The sequence below is a fragment of the Bythopirellula polymerisocia genome, from assembly GCF_007860015.1.
GTDB classification, from domain to species: domain Bacteria; phylum Planctomycetota; class Planctomycetia; order Pirellulales; family Lacipirellulaceae; genus Bythopirellula; species Bythopirellula polymerisocia.
In genome coordinates this window covers 46,030-67,183 of the sequence record NZ_SJPS01000003.1, presented here as the reverse complement: position 1 = coordinate 67,183, position 21,154 = coordinate 46,030, and the positions used below count along the sequence as shown (strand labels likewise).

Annotated in this window: 16 protein-coding genes; 10 read left to right on the top strand and 6 right to left on the bottom strand. The window is 52.3% G+C overall.

Translation table 11 applies throughout. The features are described from left to right. Positions 1–7: 7 nt before the first annotated feature. Positions 8–2,260, bottom strand: coding sequence for an FdhF/YdeP family oxidoreductase (locus Pla144_RS09810; protein WP_146450506.1), 2,253 nt, complete (start codon positions 2,258–2,260; stop codon positions 8–10). Positions 2,261–2,433: 173 nt separating this feature from the next. Between Pla144_RS09810 and aroA the strand changes: the two genes are divergently transcribed. After that, positions 2,434–3,750: a 3-phosphoshikimate 1-carboxyvinyltransferase gene (gene aroA / locus Pla144_RS09805; protein ID WP_146450505.1), complete on the top strand. Its 1,317-nt coding sequence runs from the start codon at positions 2,434–2,436 to the stop codon at positions 3,748–3,750. Here aroA and Pla144_RS09800 read toward each other — a convergent pair. Beyond that, a complete protein-coding gene (locus Pla144_RS09800) occupies positions 3,724–3,948 on the bottom strand; it encodes a hypothetical protein (protein ID WP_146450504.1) in 225 nt (74 codons plus the stop codon). The two genes, aroA and Pla144_RS09800, sit on opposite strands and share 27 nt — an antisense overlap. A 316-nt stretch (positions 3,949–4,264) precedes the next feature. Here Pla144_RS09800 and Pla144_RS09795 point away from each other — a divergent pair, with 316 nt between their 5' ends. The 9 genes from Pla144_RS09795 (at position 4,265) to Pla144_RS09755 (ending at position 15,334) form a co-directional block, all read left to right on the top strand. Continuing rightward, on the top strand, positions 4,265–4,864 hold the full coding sequence (locus Pla144_RS09795) for a hypothetical protein (RefSeq protein WP_146450503.1): 600 nt from the start codon (positions 4,265–4,267) through the stop codon (positions 4,862–4,864). Positions 4,865–5,062: 198 nt separating this feature from the next. Continuing rightward, positions 5,063–5,986: a hypothetical protein gene (locus Pla144_RS09790; protein ID WP_146450502.1), complete on the top strand. Its 924-nt coding sequence runs from the start codon at positions 5,063–5,065 to the stop codon at positions 5,984–5,986. A 105-nt stretch (positions 5,987–6,091) separates the two neighbouring features. Next, the gene (locus Pla144_RS09785; RefSeq protein WP_146450501.1) at positions 6,092–6,880 is read left to right on the top strand and encodes an ABC transporter ATP-binding protein; all 789 of its coding nucleotides are present in this window, start codon (positions 6,092–6,094) and stop codon (positions 6,878–6,880) included. Positions 6,881–6,916: 36 nt separating this feature from the next. Further along, positions 6,917–8,725 (top strand): putative ABC transporter permease subunit, encoded by a 1,809-nt coding sequence (locus tag Pla144_RS09780; RefSeq protein ID WP_146450500.1) that lies wholly within the window; start codon positions 6,917–6,919, stop codon positions 8,723–8,725. A 163-nt stretch (positions 8,726–8,888) separates the two neighbouring features. Then, positions 8,889–9,713: a menaquinone biosynthetic enzyme MqnA/MqnD family protein gene (locus tag Pla144_RS09775; protein WP_146450499.1), complete on the top strand. Its 825-nt coding sequence runs from the start codon at positions 8,889–8,891 to the stop codon at positions 9,711–9,713. Next, the gene (gene mqnC, locus Pla144_RS09770) at positions 9,710–10,849 is read left to right on the top strand and encodes a cyclic dehypoxanthinyl futalosine synthase (protein WP_146450498.1); all 1,140 of its coding nucleotides are present in this window, start codon (positions 9,710–9,712) and stop codon (positions 10,847–10,849) included. The genes Pla144_RS09775 and mqnC overlap by 4 nt, the downstream gene beginning before the upstream one ends. Positions 10,850–10,982: 133 nt before the next feature. Beyond that, positions 10,983–11,756, top strand: a complete 774-nt coding sequence (locus Pla144_RS09765; protein WP_146450497.1) for an ABC transporter ATP-binding protein — start codon at positions 10,983–10,985, stop codon at positions 11,754–11,756. 16 nt (positions 11,757–11,772) lie between these two features. Next, complete coding sequence (locus Pla144_RS09760; RefSeq protein ID WP_146450496.1) at positions 11,773–14,046, top strand: ABC transporter permease subunit/CPBP intramembrane protease; 2,274 nt, start codon at positions 11,773–11,775, stop codon at positions 14,044–14,046. 64 nt (positions 14,047–14,110) lie between these two features. Further along, entirely contained in the window at positions 14,111–15,334 is a 1,224-nt protein-coding gene (locus Pla144_RS09755) for an amidohydrolase family protein (protein ID WP_146450495.1), read from the top strand. On the opposite strand, the gene Pla144_RS09750 is transcribed toward Pla144_RS09755, so the two are convergent. From Pla144_RS09750 to Pla144_RS09735, 4 genes are all read right to left on the bottom strand, one after another. Further along, positions 15,328–17,082: a hypothetical protein gene (locus tag Pla144_RS09750; protein ID WP_146450494.1), complete on the bottom strand. Its 1,755-nt coding sequence runs from the start codon at positions 17,080–17,082 to the stop codon at positions 15,328–15,330. The two genes, Pla144_RS09755 and Pla144_RS09750, sit on opposite strands and share 7 nt — an antisense overlap. Before the next feature lie 92 nt (positions 17,083–17,174). After that, positions 17,175–17,876: a PAQR family membrane homeostasis protein TrhA gene (gene trhA, locus Pla144_RS09745; protein WP_231936330.1), complete on the bottom strand. Its 702-nt coding sequence runs from the start codon at positions 17,874–17,876 to the stop codon at positions 17,175–17,177. Between the two features lie 49 nt (positions 17,877–17,925). Continuing rightward, positions 17,926–19,986 carry a transketolase gene (gene tkt, locus Pla144_RS09740; RefSeq protein ID WP_146450492.1) on the bottom strand — a complete coding sequence of 687 codons (2,061 nt, stop codon included), beginning with the start codon at positions 19,984–19,986 and terminating at the stop codon, positions 17,926–17,928. A 127-nt stretch (positions 19,987–20,113) separates the two neighbouring features. After that, complete coding sequence (locus Pla144_RS09735) at positions 20,114–21,115, bottom strand: Gfo/Idh/MocA family protein (RefSeq protein ID WP_146450491.1); 1,002 nt, start codon at positions 21,113–21,115, stop codon at positions 20,114–20,116. Positions 21,116–21,154 lie beyond the last annotated feature (39 nt).

Below are 21,154 nucleotides of genomic sequence, written 5' to 3'. Positions count from 1 at the left end.
AAGAGCACTAAGCGGAATTTAATTCAGTCTCATTAGGCACCAGAAGCGCCCCTTCCGGTTCGAGGGTAATTATTACTCCCTTAAAAGCCGGCGTCTTGCTGGCGGGATCGAGGTGACGGCTAACGAGCACATTACATTCGGGGTAGTACATCGCCGTGTTGCCCGCTCGAATCTGTGGGAAGGGATGAAGTCGCACTCCGGAGAGAGAGCCGGCGGGACCGTGAACAGTCACTGGCACTGCCGGGTCGAGCCCTCTTGCGGCGATATCCTCGGGATGAATGAGGATCACGTGGCGATCTTCCACACCGCGATAGAGATCGTAATCCTCATAGACGACCGTGTTGAACTGCCCTTCGCTGCGAATCGTCATCAAGCGAAGTTGGCTGCCTTCGTTTCCGAGTAGGTCAGGTAATTGATGCGCATGCAGATTAGCGCGTCCGTTGACTGTAGGAAAACTCGGTTTGTGAAACGTACGGCCGTCGATTTGAAATTCTTCTTTGGTTTCTGCAATGTTCTTCAGTTTGTCGAAGCCAGGTACAATCGCGGCGATGGCTTCACGAATGCGGCCCGTGTTGCGCATGCGGAGCCATTCGATGGAATCTAGCGCAACATTTTTATTCGGGCCTAAATCAGTTGAAGAAACTTCGTGTGCGATTGTGGCGATGACTTCTACCTCGCTCTTTGGACCGGGATGTCGCCGAGGGCCGCCATCGCTGAGTCGAACGAGATTGAACATCGATTCCTGTGTCGTGGGTTGCGGTTCTTCGTCCCGAGCGAGTACTGGGAGGATAATTGTTTCTCTCGCCAGGCCGAAGGAGTGCCCCGTGTTGAGTGTCGTGCTCAGATAAACCATCATGTCGAGGTTTTCAATTGCTTGCTGGGCGAAGGTTGAGTCTGGATTCGAGCCATAGAGATTTCCTCCCAGGCAAAGTCCGAACTTGAGATTCCCTGAGTGGGCGGCTTCCATACAGCCCATAGTGTCGAGTCCATCGGATGTAGGCAACGCAACACCGAAGTGAGATTCGAGTCTTTCAAAGACGGCGTCTTTCAGTTTGGGGGTCACACCGACCGAGCCGATGCCTTGCACGTTGGAATGACCACGGATAGGCAGCAAACCAGCATTTGGTCGCCCGACCATACCTCGCAGCAAGGCAAGATTGGCAATGGCCTGTACGTTTTGCACTCCGTGAGCATGGTGCGTGATTCCCATCGTCCAACTGAATACGACATTATTAGCCTTTGCGTACTTTTGAGCGATGGCGTCGATTTGCTCGTAAGAGACACCGGATTTCGTCGTAATATCTTCCCAAGATGCGGCGGCTAAGTTTTGCGCCCACTCGTCCCAATTATTGCAGTGTGATACCAGGAAGTTGACGTCGTGAGCGTTAAGTTCAATGACTCGTTTGGCAATGCCAGTCAGCAACGCTAGGTCGCCGCCAATGTGTGGCTGCACATAGAGGCTAGCGATCTTTGTGCCAAACAGCAGCGATCTCACATCGCTAGGGACACGAAAATTAACAAGCCCCGTTTCGACCAGCGGATTGATGACGACGACTTCGCCGCCGCGTCGCCTCACTTGCATCAAGGTCCGCATCAGTCGTGGATGATTGCTTGCCGGGTTGCCGCCGATGACGAAAACCAAGTCCGCGGCATCCATGTCTTCGAGTACAATCGTTGCCGTTCCGCTGCCAGTGCTGCTGGCCAACCCAACGCCGCTGGCCTGATGACAGTAGAAACTACAGTTGTTGACGTTGTTCGTTCCATAGAGCCTTGCAAATAGCTGTAAAAGAAAACCGGCCTCGTTACTGCTGCGTCCAGAGAAGTACCAGAAAGTCTCATCGGCTGGAATCTCACAGAGCTTACTGGAAATTCGTCGAAAGGCGTCCTCCCAGGGGATCGGCTGATAGCGGCGCAGCTCGGGGGTATAGAGCATCGGTTGAGTGAGTCTGCCACAGTTCTCCAACTCGCGAGGAGTGAGTTGCTTTAGATCTTCGATGGAGTACTGCTGCCAGAATTCAGGATCAATCGATCCTTGCATATCAGCAACCATGGCTTGGAGCGATTTCTTGCAGACCTCAGGAAAATGGCCTTGCTCATTGACCATGCCACCCTGTTGTCCCCCCATGCCCAAGGCGCAGGTCTTGCATGCGTTTTTAGAGCGCATAGCTTTCCACAGCTTCCAAATGCCGCCGGCTTCGCGACCTTTGCGAAACGTGTACCAGATTGCCGGCCAACCGCCGCCCGAAGTTACCTTTTTCATGTTAGAGTAATTTCCAGGTCATTCCCTAAGTTTTCGAATCATCATCAGTCGCCTCGCTGGCCAGTCGTTCAGGCTTCCCACGCCCTATTCCAGCTACTAACATACCTTGTGTATTTCGATTCACCAATTGGTCTTTCCCTTTCCAGCTTCGAGCCGCCTCACGGTTATCCTTCATGCCTGATGAGATCGAAATTCAACCTGTTAAGAAGCCAGTAGTTGGAGAAATCCGCCCTCCTGGCTCGAAAAGCATCACAAATCGAGCGCTCATCTGTGCTGCGTTGGCTGAGGGCAAATCGGAGCTACAGGGTGCTCTCGACAGTGAAGATACGCAGGTCATGATTGACGGCCTGCGAGCATTGGGAATCTCGGTGAACGTGGCCGATTCGGGACAGACACTTCAGGTGGTCGGCTGTGGAGGTAATCTTCCAGCCAAAGCAGCAGAAATTTTCGTTGGGAACAGCGGGACCACGATTCGATTCTTAACTGCCGCAGTTACTTTGGGTCAGGGTAAGTTTCGACTGGATGGCGTGGAAAGGATGCGTGAACGGCCGATAGGCGATCTTGCATCTGCTTTGAATCAGCTCGGTGCCGATGTGCGTTGTGAAAGAGACGGTGGTTGTCCACCAGTCAAGGTAGCGGCCAGAGGACTTCAGGGAGGAGTTGCAACCGTGAGAGGCGATATCTCCAGCCAATTCTTGAGTGGACTCTTGATGGCGGCTCCTTGTGCAGAGGAAGATGTCATACTTCGCGTGGCGGGCAAGCTGGTTTCGATTCCCTATGTGAGAATGACTCTGCGTGTGATGGAGTCGTTTGGTGTCAAAACGCAATTCGCATCGGACTTTTGCGAGATTCAGATACCGAGTCAGGGCAGGTATCAAGCATGCCGCTATGCTATCGAACCAGATGCCTCCGCGGCTAGTTATTTCTGGGCTGTTGCAGCTGTCACAGGAGGCAAGGTGACGGTCCGCGGCTTGAACTCGCAAAGCCTGCAAGGGGACGTCGCCTTCGTCAAATGCCTGCAGAGCATGGGCTGCCAGATTGAATACCAAGAGGATGCCATCACGGTACAGGGCGGTCCGCTCAGTGGCATCGATGTAGATATGAATGCGATCAGCGATACCGTGCAAACATTAGCTGTGGTGGCTCTGTTTGCAAAAGGTACGACGCGTATTCGAAACATTGCCCACATTCGCCACAAGGAAACCGACCGCATCGCGGCCTTGGCGACGGAACTGCGGAAGCTCGGAGCAAAAGTTGCGGAGTACCCGGGTGGGCTCGACATCATCCCTGGTGAGGTTCTGCCGGCCACCATTGATACCTATAACGACCATCGCATGGCAATGAGTTTTGCCGTTGCCGGAATCAAGGCGCGCGGAGTCGTTATCCGAGACCCAGACTGCACTGCCAAAACCTATCCCAAGTTCTTTACAGAACTGGGAAGTCTAACAAATGATCGGCAGAATTCAGGCCACGGAGCCAATCTTCACTGACTCGATCAACTCTTCAGCACGTGCCAAGAGACTAAGCGACGAATCACTAGCCCCCAGTGAATCTTGAGGGGCATCGATCGTGTCAAACTCAGCTGAACAGTGTTTACAAGAGACACGCTTGCCAAAATACTCAACCCGAATTTCCAATGACCTGCCACAAGTTGGACAACTGCGAATGAAATAAGCACCACTCGGCATGGTTAACCTCCTGTTTGGCGAGTAAGAATAGAATCGGTTCCGAACGACTGTTATGCCAACATAATCCATCAATGTCCGGATGCAAATAGTAACCCACCCGAAAGGGGGACTTATTCTGAAAAAGTTTTTCAGAGTTTTATGTAAGTTCCTTTAATTAAAGGGGTTATGAAATGGACCCTTCATCTGCTTTCGTAAGGTAGGGTTGTCTAATACACCCAGAAGAGTGCCCATTCTTCTCGGACTTTGGGCCTCGGGTAGAAACCCACTTTTCTGCAATTCGGAGCTTCGTTTCCGCACATCCGACCGGACTTTAGAAATGAAAACCATAGTCATCTTATCGATCAGTTTCTTGGCGTTTACACCAATAATCACCTTCGCCGCCAAACCTCAATTGGACAGCCAGCAGCGCAGGGCGATTTCTGAAACGGCAAGGCTATATCTGGAATCAATGACTGGCTACGTTCCCGGAGGCTTGGTCACAGAGTCTCAGATCGAAGAACTACAGCAATATCTGCGGCTAAGCCTGGGTGCTTCCCCCGCTACGCACCGTGGCCTGTTGCATAGAACTCTTAAGGATACAGCACCTCTTTGCCGTTTTTTCTACAAGGAACAAGGGAGTGAAATACTCAGCTCAGCGAGTAGCCAACTGGGAGGATACGCAGAAATCGAAGCACTTTCGCTCAGCCCTCAAGGGAGAGAAGTGCTTCAACGGGCGATTATCGATAAGTCGACGGCAGAAATCATTTCAATGGTTGAAGCAAAGCGGCAAAATCCAATAGCCCAGGCTGACACAAAAAAGAGTGGTTCCTCCTCACTACGTCAGCAAACTATTTATACGCTCGACGACTATCTGGAAACGGCGTTGGGGATTGGGAGTGTTGAAGCCTCTGCTAACTCTAAGGATTCGGCTCAGTAGTATCCCCAAGTGCTAGCCAGAATTGCTCAAAATTGCCGTTTTCTTGGCTGAGAAATGAACAATCTGTCGCTTTTACTCAAATTTCTGGCTACAATGCCTAGAGAATCGATAAGTGGTGCCGCGCCGGGCGGTAACTCTTTAGGCGGAAAGGATTTGGTTTCGTTTCGTGGTCTAGGTCTCTAACCATGGAGTCATCCTATGGCGAATCGGATATTCGTCCTTGCAGTGTTCGCATTGTGGCTCTCCAGTATGGCATGGCTGGTGACCGAGCGGGTCATGCCCGGCATGGGGGACGGACATTCTCCCTCCATCGAGACATTCCGAGACAACCAAGTCGTAGCTTGGGAAGTTGAATGGGCCAACAATCCAGTTGGCAAGGCTGCAAGTGTGCGTGTGGCTGGGGTGGGAGGGACAGTAGAGCTCCATAATCGCATCTTGCTCCATGACATGCCCATCTCTGATTTAGCGCCAACTTGGATGAGAATGGCGGTCCCCAGCCTGGGGAAAATGTCGTTCGATGTAAAATCTCGTATCGAAGTTGATTCCTTAGGAAATTTTTCTTCTTTCCACAGCAAGGTATCGCTCAACGAAATGGCTTCCGTCCTCCGGATTTCAGGGAGGGTGAAAGACTCCTATTTAAACCTTACGGTCAGTACCGGTAGTTTGCCTTACGAAACGTCGGTTTACTTGCCAGACAGCAATTCTCTTAACGAGGTCTTGTTTCCTGGTTCGGAACTTCCCTATATGTATTTGGGTAAACATTGGCAAGAAGAAGTCTATAGTCCCTTCCGGGCCTCGGGAGATCAGATAGAACTGGTCAAGGTCGAGGTGGTTGCCGAAGAAAAGCTATTCTTCGCGGAAGAACTCAGGCGCGTCTTTAAAGTGGAATACCAGGGCTTGCTTGGATCTGGGATTTCCGAAAAAGCACGTCTACAGGCTGTGTCCTGGGTAGAGCCGGAGGGATCAATTCTCAGGCGAGATGTGTACCTGGGAAGTTCACATCTTCGATTTAATCGGCTCACTGAAGCCGAGTCCAATGCTATGGGTCAGAAGTTCTTTGAGGATATGATCACTCTTGAAACGGACAGTTTCAACTCGGAAGTCGCATCAGATCAGAACTAGATTTCACTCTGGGTGCCTTCATTTCATCCTGAATGGTTTCCTGGTACATTGACCTCGTGTTGTGTACATCGATTTGCTGACTCAGTGCCTTCACGACGTTGATCCATGATACATTTTGAAGATGTCACCCGCACGTTTGGCAATCGAACTGCTGTAGAGAGGCTCAACCTTTCTGTGGGCAAAGGGGAACTCGTTGCACTTCTAGGCCATAATGGAGCTGGCAAGACGACCTCGATTAAGATGTTGGTCGGTCTTCTCCAGCCCAGTTTCGGGCAAGTGAAAGTTGGCCCCTATGTTGTTAGTGAGAGTATGCGTGAGGCAAGTCGCCTCATTGGCTATGTCCCAGATCAGCCCTTTCTTTATGATAAGCTCTCCGCACGCGAATTCCTGGAATTCGTAGGTGAACTGTATGGGTTGACGGCTTCGGAAGTTAGAACTGCCGTACAAAGGGAAGTCGAACGATTCCAGTTGGGAGAGTTCATGGACAGGCTTACTGAAAGTTATTCCCACGGCATGCGGCAGCGTACTGTCTTTGCGGCAGCGTTGATACACGAGCCAGAAGTATTGGTAGTCGACGAGCCGATGGTTGGACTAGACCCGCAGTGTATTCGCTTGGTCAAAGACTTCCTGCGAGCCTATGCCGATAACGGGAAAACCGTCTTGATGTCTACACACACACTAGGAATCGCCGAAGAAATAGCCGATAGAGTTGCAGTAATGAACTCCAGCAGACTTGTGTTCGAAGGCACAGTAGCCCAATTGCGTGAGAGGGTGCCTGGAGTATTGGGCACACTCGAGTCGCTCTACCTCGCACTGACAGATGTATCCGTTTTCGATGGTAATTCGAATGGTGATTTTCGGAGTCATTCAGAAAGCCCAGTGCTTGAGCCTTAAACGTTGCAGTGAAACAATGCTGGGAAGTTTCCTATCATGGAATCTGATCTGAGTACATCAGACTATCTCGATCAGATCGAGCGATTACCAACTCACGAGCGCGAAGGGCAACTGTTTTGGAAGTTGCGCATACGAGAAACTCGCAGCCAATTACGCCACCTGTTTGCCAATTCTCGGTTGCGGACCAGTTTAGTCATCTCCTTGAGCATCGTGTTTTGGATTGGCCTTTTTGTGCTGTTCTACCTGGGATTCGACTTCGTGGTCGGCCAGGTAGGGCTCCCCGGAGCGACGTACCATGCGCAAACAGTGCAGTTTGTCTTCACGCTCTTCTTCATGTCGTTGCAGATTATGCTCATTTTCTCGTCTGGAATCATCCTGTATGGAGGATTGTATGCTTCGAACGAAACAAACCATCTCTTGACCTTGCCCATCAGGGATTCTCGAATCGTCCTGTACCGCTTCCAAGAGTCTCTTTTCTTTAGCAGCTGGGGATTTTTTCTCCTGGCGAGTCCCATGTTGATCGCTTACGGGATTGTTGTGTCAGCCCCGTGGTACTATTACGCCTACTTGCCTGGGTTAATGATCTCCTTCGCCTATATTCCCTGCACGATAGGAGCGATTATCTGTCTGATCCTGATAAGCCGTGTACCCCATCTGCGTAGAATCGTCGTAGGAATCATCGCCTTATTGATTGTTGTCGTTGCTTATACTTCGATATGGCGAACGCTCGACATCAAAGACGCAGATCTTTTGGGAGCCGCCTGGTTCAAGCAGACATTCCGCCGTTTCGAGTTCACTCGTGAAGAATGGCTGCCAAGTACCTGGTTGAGCAACGGGTTGCTGGAAGCGGCGCGTGAAGAGACTTTTGACCCTGGCGACCTCCCCTGGTTTGAAAGCGGCAAGTATCTAATCGTACTACTTTCGAATGCGATGTTTTTTCATGTCATATTGCTCTGGGTAGGGGGGCTCCTCTACCGTTCAAGTTACTATGGCTTGAATTCCCGGCAAGCACGCCAGACGCATCTCCGCATGGCGTGGATTGACCGCATAACTGAAAAGCTACTCTGGCTCTTGCCGAGAGAAACTCAGTTGTTAATCATCAAAGACTTTCGCATGTTTCGTCGTGATCCCGTTCAGTGGTCACAGTTTCTCATTTTCTTCGGTTTGTTGATGCTCTACTTTGCCAATATCGACCGCTTCAGGCAACACCGCCAGGACATTAATGTATTGGCATGGGTCAACATCGTCAGCTTTCTCAATCTGGCTGTGGTAGGGCTCATTCTATCAACTTTCACGACCCGATTCATATACCCTCTTATCAGCCTCGAAGGGCGCAGATTCTGGATACTCGGAAGACTTCCCATTGAAAGAGACGCCATACTCTGGGGTAAGTTTCTGTTTGCAGCAAGTGGTTCCTGGCTGCCGTGCGCTATATTGGTCGTTTCTAGCGATATCATGTTAAGGGTGTCGATACAGGTGATTGTTATTCACCAATTCATTTGCCTGATGCTTTGTATTGGACTCTCCGGCATGGCCGTCGGTTTGGGTGCGATCATGCCCGATTTCCGGGAGCAGTCTCCTTCAAAAATTGCCGCCGGTTTTGGTGGCACGCTCAATCTTGTCCTGAGTGCGATATTCATCTTGCTGACCGTTTTGCTCACCGCCCTCCCCTGCCATTTCTATTTCATGGCAAATGAAAGCAAGTTGCAGACTCAAATGATTCCGGCAGGAAATCTCCTGCTTTGGCTATCTCTCGGGTTGATTGGAGTAGTGCTGTTGACGGCTTTGGTTACGATTGTGCCTCTCATGGGTGGTTTTCGTGCGTTTCGTAAGCTAGAGGTATGAGCGGCCCTCGATGATTCTATCTAACAGGTTAAAGTAACGCGCTTAATTCGGTTGATCTTTTGGCGAGAATCACATCGTACCGCGCGGCCAGCCTAGTCGGCCCTCCAAAGGCCCTCTATAATCGTCGCTTTGGATCAGACAAAAACTTACGACATTTTTGGACATGACTCGCTCCCCTTCCCACCCAGAAGACCGTCTAAGAATCGGGGCAGTTAGCTACCTCAATACTAAGCCTCTGGTTTATCGGCTTGTGGAGAGGTTGCCGGAAGCGAAAATCGTTTTGGATTATCCAAGCCGGCTGGCCGATGCGTTGGCTGGCGGGGAGTTGGATGTTGCTCTGGTTCCCTCTGCAGAATTATTGGTTCACCCTGAGTGGTCTGTAGTGTCGAATGCTTGCATTGCTTGTCATGGTCCTGTTTTGAGCGTGAAGCTTCTTTTTCGAGTTCCCCCAGCCGAGGTTGAGACGTTGGCGCTCGACGAAGGATCGAGGACCAGTTGTTTGCTTGCTCAAATGCTCCTGCAAGAGAAGCAAGTTATCGCTCCTCAGTTACAATCTTTGCCGTTGGGGGCTGGGCCTCAAGACGTGCAGTCGGATGCCGTCTTGATTATCGGAGACAGGGCAATTCAGTGTGAGAATAGCGAGTTTATCGAAACCTGGGATCTCGGCGACCGATGGTGCCGATCGACGGAATTGCCATTTGTGTTTGCAATGTGGGTTGCCCGACCAGGCCTCAATTTTTCTGCCGTCTCAACAGAGCTTGAGGCCGCTCGAGACGAAGGGGTTCAAAATCTTGCGGCTGTCGCTCGCAAGCAATCGGCAGAGATGCGACTCCCCTTCGAATTGGTTCTGGAATATCTCTCCAGAAACTTGTATTTTACATTGGGAAATCGCGAGAAACGTGGTTTGGATTTATTCTATCAGCGGGCATACGAGTGCGGACTCGTCCCCGAGATAATGGGTGCTGCATCCGCGGTGTGTGAACAATGATTGCTGAAGTTTCTACTGACTATCTTCTCGATAAGGCCGTAGCTGGTGAGCGGCTAACTCCCAGCGAAGGGTTGCGTCTGCTCGAATCCCATGACCTGGCCGCCATTGGTCGCGCTGCGGATGAAGTTACCCGTCGTCTGCATCCTGAGAACTATCGTACGTACAATATTGATCGCAATATCAATTACACGAACATTTGTACCGCTGTATGCGATTTCTGTGCCTTCTATCGCTCACCTAAATCGGGAGAGGGGTACGTCCTGGAGCGGGAAGAACTGCTGAACAAGATTCAGGAAACCGTCGAGATCGGTGGCGACCAGATTCTGCTGCAGGGTGGCCTTCATCCCGACTTTGAGCTCGAATGGTATGAAGAACTCTTGCAGGATATCAAATCGCATTTCCCCCAGGTAAACGTACATGGCTTCAGTCCACCCGAGATTTATCACTTTACGAAGATATCGAAACTTTCTCTCAGGGAAGTGCTAAGTCGATTGCGCGCAGCGGGGCTAGGCAGCTTGCCAGGAGGGGGCGCCGAGATTCTTGTCGACCGCGTTCGCCATGCCATTACTCGTGGCAAGGTACTCACCGACGATTGGCTCAATGTGAATCGTGTTTGGCATGAACTTGGAGGGCGGAGCACGGGAACCATGATGTTTGGGCACGTTGAAACATTGGCCGAACGCATTGAGCATTTGGAGCGACTCCGGCAACTGCAAGACGAGACGGGTGGCTTTACTGCTTTTATCTGTTGGACCTTCCAGCCAGACCATACAGATATGGCAGACATACCACCAGCCGGTTCGTTTGAGTACTTGAAAACCAATGCCGTGGCTCGGCTCTATCTCGATAATTTCGCTAATTTGCAGTCAAGCTGGGTGACTCAGGGACTCAAGATCGGACAGATGGCACTCCTCTACGGTGCGAACGACATGGGAAGCTTGATGATTGAGGAAAATGTGGTTGCCGAAGCGGGGACGGTTCATCACTTGAGCTTGGATCAGATTCGCACTGCTATCAGTGACTTGGGATACCAACCGCGGCAGCGAAACGTCTTCTACGAACTGATCGACGACGAAGTCACCTCAATTGTTCCTCACAGTCGCCAAAACCAGCACATGTTGCCCATCGTAAATTGAGTCTGGCAAAGAACTTACTTCGCATAACGGGCCCCTGCTGGTATCCTTGAGACAGGTCCCCATCTCGCGGTTGTTTGGCAACAACCCTTTCGCGAATTGGACTTCCCCCCCCACTTTCCCTTGGAACACGAAGATGTCAACAGAGAGCGTAGTTGTCGAGGCCCGCTCTCTGACCAAGGTGTACGCGGACTTGCGGCGCGGAGAGTTCGTTGCCCTGGACGATCTGAGCTTCTCCGCATCTGCGGGCGAAGTGTTTGGGTTGCTAGGCCCCAATGGTGCGGGAAAGACCACGGCCCTGCGAATCCTCAGCACAGTCCTGCAGCCCACGAGTGGATCAGCATGCGTCAACGGGTTCGATTGCGTCACGCAGCCTTCAATGGTCCGCCACCATATCGGCTTTATGTCGGCGAACACAGCTGTTTACGATCGAATGACCGCGTGGGAGATGGTGGAGTATTTTGGCCGACTCTATGGGATGGAGGATGACCGCCTGCATGATCGCATGGAAAGCCTCTTTGACCGTCTCCAGATGCAAGCGATTCGTGATTTGTTGGGTGCAAAAATGTCCACCGGCATGAAGCAAAAGGTGTCGATCGCCCGCGCGATCGTGCACGACCCACCCGTGCTCATATTCGACGAAGCGACCAGCGGACTCGATGTATTGGTCGCTCGCGCCCTGTTGGATACAGTCGCGGAGCTCCGAGACCAAGGGAAATGTATTGTGTTCTCCACCCATATTATGCGAGAAGCCGAGCGACTCTGCGACCGAGTAGCTATCATGCATCGAGGTAAAATACTGGCCGAAGGAAGTGTGGCCGGGATGCTTGCTGAGCATCAAGGTGCCGACCTGGAAGATGTCTTCTTTTCCTTGATTCAAGATCAGGATCAGGAACCTGTGGCAAGCTAAGGAAGAGTAGCGGTGCATGAATCTACATAATGTCAAATTGGTGTATGCCCGAGAGATGCGGGATCAACTTCGCGACCGGCGGACGTTGTTCCTAATCGCCGTGTTGCCGCTGCTACTCTACCCATTGCTGGGAATGAGCTTCTTTCAGCTTTCACAATTCATGCGTAACAACGCGTCGAAAGTACTTGTTCTGGGCGAGGAACAACTCGCCGGCAGCGATTGGCTCCCCCAATTGTTCGACGAGGACCACTTCGCCTCTTCCTGGTTCAGTACTCCCAAAGAGCAAGACGTCTTGCAGCTAGTGCGACCCGATACGCTCTGGCCCGAGGGGGTTCCCATCGGCGATGCTCTCGACGAGGCGGCTCGCGAAGCTATCAGCCAGGGGGAAGTACAAGTCGTGCTTCGATTCCCGCGGGGGTTTGAAGCGCAACTTGAGGCAGTGCGAGAGTCTCTCATGAATCGCTCTCAAACAGAACCTGTGGTCCTTGATGACGAATTGCTCCAAACGGAGATCATTTTCATCTCAGCGAATGAGAAGTCGCGTATCGCTCAGTTACGAGTTGACGATGTGCTTCGTCAATGGCGGGCCGAAGTAACTCGCTCCAACCTTGCTGAGGGGAATGTCCCGATCACCGCGACCAATCCCTTTTTGATTAAACAAAACGATGTGTCGCATGAGCAGCAACGCCATGCGGCCGTCTGGTCGAAGGTATTGCCATTCGTGTTGTTCATCTGGGCATTGACCGGTGCATTCTATCCGGCCATCGATCTGTGTGCTGGCGAAAAAGAACGAGGGACCTTGGAGACCTTGTTGGTAAGTCCCGCCGAGCGCCGTGAAATCGTGTGGGGCAAGTTGCTTACGATCATGACATTCAGCGTCATCACAGCCCTGTTAAACTTAGCCAGTCTGGGGGTGACAGCGAAATTTATCTTGGCACAGTTCAGTGAAATCATTTCGCTACCGGGAGCGAGTGCATTGACTCTGCCTCCGCTGAGCTCCTTGATCTGGCTCGTAGTTGCGCTGTTGCCGATTGCTGCATTTTTTAGTGCTATGTGCCTGGCCTGCGCGGCATTCGCACGTAGTACAAAGGAAGGCCAGTACTACCTGATGCCTCTGCTTTTGGTGGTCATGCCGCTCATGATGCTGCCGCTTTCGCCTGGTGTCGAGTTAACGCTCGGTAATAGTCTCATCCCCGTGACTGGTGTTGTGCTCCTGCTGCGCAGCGTGATTGAAGGGCAATACGTTCATGCACTGAAATATGTTATTCCAGTAGTCGGAGTCACTTTCGGTTGCTGTCTGTTGGCCATCCGCTGGGCAGAAGACCAGTTCAATCGTGAGTCGGTATTGTTTCGGGAAAGCGAGCGACTGGACCTGGGGCGGTGGCTTACACACCTCTTTCGAGATCGAGCAGATACGCCCACGCTTGCTCAAGCGATTTTGTGTATCGTGGTCGTGTCGATCGTACAGTTTTTTGTGAGCCTGTCCTTGTCGGCTCAAGAAGGGGCGGGCACCAGTTTTCACTCCTTGGCCCAACTTTTGTTCATTAGCCAAGTGGTCTGCATCGCACTCCCGGCGGGTCTTATGACTCTCCTGTTTACGCGTCGTCCGGCACGCACATTGCTCCTTGATCGTTGGCCTCGTATCTCGCATGTCTTGGCGGCGGCTGGTTTGGCAGTGCTGATGTTTCCTTTGGGCCAGCAGTTTGCCCAATGGGTCGAGTTGCTCTATCCCGTTAGTAACGAAGTCAAAGAGCAGATCGCGGCCTTTAGCTCCGTCATGCAAACAGCACCCAATTGGTGGTTGCCATTGGTTTTGATTGGCTTGCTCCCGGCAATCTGCGAGGAAATTGCCTTTCGGGGATTCATACTTTCTGGCTTGCGACACCTGGGACATAAATGGTGGGCAATTAGCATCTCAGCTATCGCTTTTGGAATGGCCCACTTTATCTTGCAACAAAAAGTATCCGCCGCCGCAGTCGGCTTGGTCATCGGCGTGCTGGCCGTCCAGACGGGAAGCCTCATTCCTTGCATCGTCTTTCACGCAATTTACAACAGCCTCACGGTGCTATCAGTAAAGCTGGCTGAGAATCTCGAAGCTTGGATGGTGAAACAGCCCAAGCTAGATATTTTCTTTCGCACCGACAACCAGGGGTTTTTCCAAGATTGGGTAATCCTAGTCTGTCTCTGTGGCTCTGCGGGAATTCTCTGGTGGCTTCATCGGATTCCGTATCATCGAACCGATGAAGAGCAGCTCCAAGAGAACCTCGACAAGCAGTTCGTCGGTGCTTGAGAGACTTGCTTGAAAGCGACACAATGGGATCGCTGGTTACACTCTGATCCCGAGCCGACCAATCATGTCGAAGTTTTCACTACGAGCACGTTGGGTTCTACCTGTTGATGGCTCCCCCTTGAAAAATGGAGTCGTTTCGATTGACCAGGGTCGAATCGTTGCTGTTGAGCAATCTCCGAAGGTCACTAAAGATATCCAGGACATTGGCGATGTTATTTTACTGCCAGGACTGGTGAACGCTCATACCCACCTGGAGTTCAGCGACCTGGCACGGCCACTGGGTGGGCCTGCGATGCCGCTCCCCGATTGGATTCGCCAGGTTATTGGCAACCGCAAACGGGGAGACCGCGATGCTGCGACTGCTGTCCAGAAAGGCATTTCGGAATCATTGCGTGCAGGCGTGACGACGATCGGGGAAATTTCAACCGCTGGCTCTTCGGCCTCCAAGAAATTTCAGGGTGCTCATCTAGTTGCATTTGATGAAGTGATAGGATTTTCCTCGGGGCGCACTACATCCATACTCATCGATGTGGCCCATCGAGTCGAACTAATGGAAGCTCAGGGTGTGAGATGTTCACGGGGAATTAGCCCTCATGCTCCCTATACAGTTCATCCAGAGCTGCTCAAGCGGTTGGTGGACTTGGCTTGCGACAAGGGCCTGCCCGTAGCCATGCATCTGGCGGAGTCGCGCGAGGAATTGGAATTGCTTGCAACGGGAACCGGACCTTTTCAGCAACTGCTCTTAGATCGCAGCATGTGGGATCCTGAAGCCATTCCTCATGGGAGCATGCCTTTAGACTACTTGCGAATGCTTTCCGAAGCGCCGCGAGCTCTGGTAATTCATGGGAACTATCTAAGTGATGTGGAGATTCAGTTCCTCGCCGAACATCGAGCGCACATGTCAGTGATTTTTTGCCCTAGGACCCATGCCTATTTTGGCCACGATCCTTATCCCCTTCAGAGGATGTTAGATGCTGGCGTGCGTGTCGCTGCAGGAACGGATAGCCGCGCCTCGAATCCTGATTTGAACCTACTAAGCGAGTTGCGTTGGATCGCAGAGCAATTTCCGGTGATTTCGCCTGCTAGCATCATCCAACTCGGCACATTGAATGGTGCCGAGGCCTTGGGACTTGCCCAGGAAACAGGCTCGCTGACCCCGGGCAAGTGGGCTGACATTATTGCCCTCCCCTGCCCTGCGGACGCCGATCCCTACGAGGTGCTATTACGCACCAACGCCAACCCTCAAACGGTTTGGATTCGTGGCGAAAATTGCGAATTGGCTCATTGACCGAATACCTTTTTCAGATCAGCGACAAACGTTGCCATGGACTGTAAGGTTTCCAGTGGAAGTGTTACCTCTCCCTGCCACCCGAGTTGATCCCCCGATAGTGTGACAGCGATTGGGGGAACCGTAGGATAAAGGGGCAACTCCGGTACCATGCCGAATACTAGGAATGACTTCATCCAAGCACGCGCTATTTCCACAATCCCCTGGGGATCTACAAGCAAAGCGTGGGGACTTTCTGTATCCAGTAGAGAAATTGTTTTCTGCACAGATACTTCGTTGGCCAAACCCGTCTCTCCCTTGCTAAATCCTTCAATAAAATCAAGAAGCTTGTCTGATGATTGAAGGCCGACAAATACGTGTTCCTTGTCGACTGGCGAACAAAAGATATTGAATTTATGCTCTTTGCCGAGAGAGGCAGTGAGCATCGCTTGCCAGACATCAACGTTCTGGTCACCTGTTGCTTTGTCGAGGTCCGTCGTAATTGCCACCCCTTCGAAGTCGCCAATTTTTTGGGGAGTGAATTCATAAAGCATCTTGATCGGACTTTTAGATCGTGATGTTAATTCGTTCGCTAATTCAAAGGATTCCTTGAGCGATGCAAGATACTTGGCGGAATCGTCAACAGTTATTCGAGCAAAAAATGTGGCTAAGAGAGGCTCACCCGTTGTAGGGGGAACCATCAGCAGCGTCACTTCGCGGACACCCTCCAAGGTCAAGTCCCAGGACCTCCGCTCGGCAGCCCAGTCCTCGCGTGTGAAATCTGTCTTCCCCTGCTGCTCGGCTTCTTGGAGAGAAAGAATCGTCATGTAATCTGCGATGATATCACTGGCCCTGGGAGGAAGCGCTCCTCCCCCCGCCACTGCAAAGGGTCTTGCTACCAATCCCGACAATTGCTCCTGGATACTTCCAGGTCGTTGCTCTAAAGAATCCGACGGTTTGAGAAACTCAGCTTTCCAGCGGAGTCGCGAGTTGTCCGCTTTATCGATCACTAGGCCGAGACCCACCGCTCGAAAATTCCTGCGAGCAAAATCTGCCAAAGGCAAGGCTTCTTGCTGCGTGAGCCCATTCGAAACGGCGATCTCACCAAACTCGTCTTCCGCGAAACCATCTTCACTTTCTATGCTTTCTTGGAACCAGCCATGCCTGGCGATATGGGCCATCCCGAGTCGCGTAAGCACCAGCGAAACATCGTTGCCTGCCATCCAATCCGAAAAGGAATTCGCACTAGCTTCATTATTAGTTGCCAGGACCTGCCGCATCAGATCGCGATGTTCGACATTCATCACCAGGGAAAAGTCACCTAGCTTTGCGACCAACAAATCGACATCGGCGATTGTGACTCGACAGATTTCACCGGTTGCATCTCCCTGAATGGATGCCGCAAAGGCTTGGTAGTTCGACACTGGCAACAAGACGAGTGGAGTAGGATTGGCTGGACTATTACTGTTCGCCAAGTAAGCGAACACCGCATCCCCCTCCAAATCAATGCCCTCAGGGATGCCGGTTATCGCTTTGGCCAATCCAAGGGGTGTAGGAACGCCGGGATTGAAAAGCGTGGTGAGCCGCGCAACTTTTTGGTCGCTCGACGCAATGTTTCTAACCACCGCATAGCCAAGCGTATTTGGCGGCAAAAGAGATACGATATCTGCCGCGTGCAGCAAAATGTTTGGCATACTTGCCAGCAGGCAGCCCATCGTCAGTGTGCGGCGGCACAAGGCAAAGTAACGCGGCTTACAGGAGTGATGCATAATCAAAGGTTCCGGATAGTAGCTAGTTATGAAGACTTTGCTCGCTTTCATTATCCAGCGGGGATCGAATAGAACAAGCAGCATTCAAAGAGTTATCCAGAGACTTCCTGCTTGGTGACACTAGATAGCATGCATTTGTCGAGTGGCCAATTGGCGATTTGGTAGATAAATGCCCAGTGAAATGCGAGGCCCATCAGTACGGCGACGTGGAAGACTTCGTGCCATTGGATTACACCGCTGATTAGCACGGGCCATTGAAGGATGTCGAGGATGGCTCCAACCGTGTAGGCGATTCCCCCCCACATGATGGGTTGAGCGAAGTAAAAACCGTAGCGGCGAACCACGGAGAACCACGAACCGAGCCCGATCCACCCCATGCCAATATACATGGCGGTGCCAATACTCGCGGAGATCGAGTCGAAATAAACGGACTTCAATATGATTCCCAAAAATGCAATAGCCCAAATCAATGCTAACGCTCCCCAACGGCCCCAGCCATGGAAGAGAATCATATGGATGGGAGTGAACGAGCAGGCAATCAGGGCGAAAATGGCAGCGTGATCGAGTCGCTGTATGACGAGGTGTGCCGCGCCCTGACGGGCGATCAAATGGTTCACGCCACTGATGGTCAGCAAGAATACGGCACCAAGGCAGAACATTGCAAGACTGGCCACTCGCCAGGAATCTCCCCGACCGCGCCGCAGCATGAATGCTGACAATACCGCAAATACAAATGCACCCAACAAGTGCGAGAGACTGCTAAACGGATCGGAGAAACCAGTGATTGAGATCACGTTTGCCAAGGGTGCGTCCTGGGGGGTCGGGCGCGACCAGCGCGTGAATCTATTTACCAAGGAGTCGTTTGGCCTCAGCCACGACGTTGGCCGATGTAATTCCAACCGCTTCATAAATCTGCTCGAAGGGGGCTGACATGCCAAAGCCGTTCATGCCCACAAACGCACCGTTTCCGCTCAGGTAGCGATCCCAGCCCTGGCGAACTCCCGCTTCGACGGCGACGCGGGCAGTAACCTGCGGGGGGAGTACCTCATCTCGGTAGGCTTGCGGTTGTTCGTCGAACAACTCGAAGGAAGGCAGGCTAACCACTCGCGCCATGACTCCCGTTTTGGCAAGATCTTCCTGAGCTGCAACTGCCAGAGACAGCTCGCTGCCAGTTGCTAGCAAAAGGACTTCTGGTATCCCCCCAGGGGCATCACTTACAACGTAGCCCCCTTTCAGCAGCCCAGCTGCGGGTGCAAACTTAGTGCGGTCCAGAGTGGGCAAATTCTGGCGAGTTAGAACAATCGCCGTGGGCCGATGGCTGTTTTCCAGGGCAGCTTTCCAGGCGTACACCGATTCATTGGCGTCGCCGGGACGGATCACCACCAAGCCTGGAATCGCCCGGGCGGCGGCTAACTGTTCGACGGGTTGATGGGTGGGGCCATCCTCTCCCACACCGATGGAGTCGTGAGTGAAGACCAGTACCGACGGAATGCCCATGATGGCGCTGAGCCGCATCGCGGGGCGTAGGTAGTCGCTGAAGACGAAGAAAGTGGCACCGTAGGGACGCAGGCCGCAGAGGGCCATGCCATTCACGGCTGCTGCCATTGCGTGCTCGCGGATGCCGAAATGGAAATTGCGGCCGGCGTAATCTTCCGACGAAAAATTCCCCGTGTTGTCAAACTCCAAAAGGGTCTTGGTCGAAGGGGCTAGGTCAGCCGAGCCACCCAAGAGCCAAGGAATTTTCTTGGCAAAGGCATTAAGCGCCTTGCCACCGGAATTGCGGGTGGCGACACCCTTGGCATCAGCGGGGAATTCGACGAGATCGCCGTCCCAGTCAGCAGGGAGTTCTCGACGCTGCATCTGGAGAAGCTCTTTGGTCTCGGCAGGATGCGCCTTCTGGTAATCGGCAAAGAGAGCTTCCCATGTTTCACGCGCTTCTCGGCCCCGCTGGCCCAAGGTGTTTTGGAAATGCTCGGTTACCTCTGGTGGAACGAGAAACTGAGCATCTGCAGGCCAACCGTAAGCTTCCTTGGTAAGTTTTACCTCTTCCGCACCCAGGGCCTCGCCATGGGCTTTAGAGGTATCAGCTTTATTGGGTGCCCCATAGCCGATGATAGTTTTAACGATGATGAGTGTTGGAGCATCGCTGCAATTCTGGAAAGCATCGTAGGCGACGCTAAGTGCACCGAGGTCGTTGGGATCATCCACACGCACCACGTTCCAACCCAATCCCTCGAACCGAGTTGCCACATCTTCACTAAAAGCAAGTTTAGTGCGACCTTCGATGGTGATCGAGTTGTCGTCATAAATCCAACACAGATTATCGAGTTTGAGATGACCCGCCAGAGATGCGGCCTCGCACGAGACCCCCTCCATCAAATCGCCGTCACTGCATTGGGTGTAGACGTTGTAGTCGAAAAGTTCGAACTTAGGACGATTGTAGCGAGCCGCGAGCCACTTGCCGGCTATGGCCATGCCAACGCTATTGCCGCAGCCTTGTCCCAGTGGGCCGGTGGTTGTTTCGACTCCAGTTGTGTGACCAAACTCGGGATGCCCGGGTGTTGCGCTGTCGAATTGACGAAAATTTCGGAGTGCGTCCAGCGAGACGGAGAGCTCGTCGGTAATTTTGCCATCCGCACTGACTTTGCGAACTCCTGCCAGATGCAGCATCGAGTAGATCAACATTGAAGCGTGACCGCAGGACAGAACATAGCGGTCGCGATTGAGCCAATGTGGCGACTGAGGATCGTAATTAAGAGTTTCGGTCCATAGCTGATAGGTCACTGGCGCCAAAGCCATCGGCGTGCCAGGATGGCCGCAGCCGGCTGCTTCTACCCCATCCATTGCTAGGGTGCGAATGGTGTTGATCGATAATTGAGAAAGATCGTTTGCAGTAATTGCCATATTTTCTGAGTGTTTGGTGAGAAAACGGAATCCCATTCGACTGAAATGTACGGGCAATATAAGGGTCTAAGAGGGGAAATGTCAAACGGCCCAACAAGTCACTAGCCGTTCAAGCCGAGCTGCTAAATTAGTCTTGAGAATTGCAAAAAATACGCTGTCCTGTCCGACAGCTTGTCTTGGCCTGATTCGTGATCGTAATCGCTCGATGAGCATCTTCTAGGCTGGAGCTTTTTAAGACGAGGCTCTGGACGGCCCGATGGAAATGAAGCAATAGCTGCTCACCCACATTGCGATCATGTTCAAGCTTCTCCAAGTGCTGCCCTGCCCCGTCAAACCAGGCAACTGTGCTAGGCAAATCAAGAAAAGCAATACCCTTTTCGCAAACTACTTTCAAGTCCGCAGGTCGACGATACGACAGGGACTCTTCAAATGATTCGGGAACGTAATTGCCGCAACCAATAATTGCCACGGGACCGATGCCAACCTCGGCATTCGGTGAGAAATCCAGGCTCACGGCGAAATAATCGTGATGGGGAGAGGTCGGAGAGAGGTGTGCCGTAGCTAACAGCGAAGTAGGATCAGAGTCCACCACATAACGACACCAATCAACTAACTCAACCAAGTCACGTGTACAATGATCGCCGTTCTCGCTCTTTGTTGGCGAACTTTTGCGGCGATTACAGAACAGAAGCTGAGGGGCACCTAGCCGGGTGGCGAGCAGTTCTTTGAGTCTTAAAGTGGCCGGTGAAAGGCGGCAGGCGAATTCAGCCATGAACGCGATGCCCGCTTCTTGCACGCGTTCTCGCAACACGGTTGCCTGATCGTCCTGCAATTCCAGGGCAGCCGCGCAGTAGATGGCTTTGCTATACTCACATGCAGCAAAAATGGGAGTGGCACCATAGAATTGGGCAGATAGCAGTAGCACGGCATCGATGTCTTCGCGGTCCATCAGTGCCCGGAAGCCATCGTAAGCGGTTGCTCCGAATGTCTTGGCAACCTGAACTGCCCTATGTTGAACTGGATCGCAGACAGCGCAAACTTCAAACCGGTCAGAAAGTGCGCGTAAGGCAGGTAAGTGTCGCGACTCCCAAGCGGCCCCTACGCCAATAATGCCCAACCGCAGTTTCATGACCGCCCTGTAGAAAGTGAGATACCGATAGTAGACTAG

Coding starts and splice junctions, on each gene's coding strand:
- mqnC (WP_146450498.1), top strand. CDS start 9,710: ATGATTGCTGAAGTTTCTACTGACTATCTTCTCGATAAGGCCGTAGCT.
- Pla144_RS09785 (WP_146450501.1), top strand. CDS start 6,092: ATGATACATTTTGAAGATGTCACCCGCACGTTTGGCAATCGAACTGCT.
- Pla144_RS09795 (WP_146450503.1), top strand. CDS start 4,265: ATGAAAACCATAGTCATCTTATCGATCAGTTTCTTGGCGTTTACACCA.
- aroA (WP_146450505.1), top strand. CDS start 2,434: ATGCCTGATGAGATCGAAATTCAACCTGTTAAGAAGCCAGTAGTTGGA.
- Pla144_RS09775 (WP_146450499.1), top strand. CDS start 8,889: ATGACTCGCTCCCCTTCCCACCCAGAAGACCGTCTAAGAATCGGGGCA.
- Pla144_RS09735 (WP_146450491.1), bottom strand. CDS start 21,115: ATGAAACTGCGGTTGGGCATTATTGGCGTAGGGGCCGCTTGGGAGTCG.
- Pla144_RS09780 (WP_146450500.1), top strand. CDS start 6,917: ATGGAATCTGATCTGAGTACATCAGACTATCTCGATCAGATCGAGCGA.
- Pla144_RS09800 (WP_146450504.1), bottom strand. CDS start 3,948: ATGCCGAGTGGTGCTTATTTCATTCGCAGTTGTCCAACTTGTGGCAGG.
- Pla144_RS09750 (WP_146450494.1), bottom strand. CDS start 17,082: ATGCATCACTCCTGTAAGCCGCGTTACTTTGCCTTGTGCCGCCGCACA.
- Pla144_RS09790 (WP_146450502.1), top strand. CDS start 5,063: ATGGCGAATCGGATATTCGTCCTTGCAGTGTTCGCATTGTGGCTCTCC.
- Pla144_RS09755 (WP_146450495.1), top strand. CDS start 14,111: ATGTCGAAGTTTTCACTACGAGCACGTTGGGTTCTACCTGTTGATGGC.
- tkt (WP_146450492.1), bottom strand. CDS start 19,986: ATGGCAATTACTGCAAACGATCTTTCTCAATTATCGATCAACACCATT.
- Pla144_RS09810 (WP_146450506.1), bottom strand. CDS start 2,260: ATGAAAAAGGTAACTTCGGGCGGCGGTTGGCCGGCAATCTGGTACACG.
- Pla144_RS09765 (WP_146450497.1), top strand. CDS start 10,983: ATGTCAACAGAGAGCGTAGTTGTCGAGGCCCGCTCTCTGACCAAGGTG.
- Pla144_RS09760 (WP_146450496.1), top strand. CDS start 11,773: ATGAATCTACATAATGTCAAATTGGTGTATGCCCGAGAGATGCGGGAT.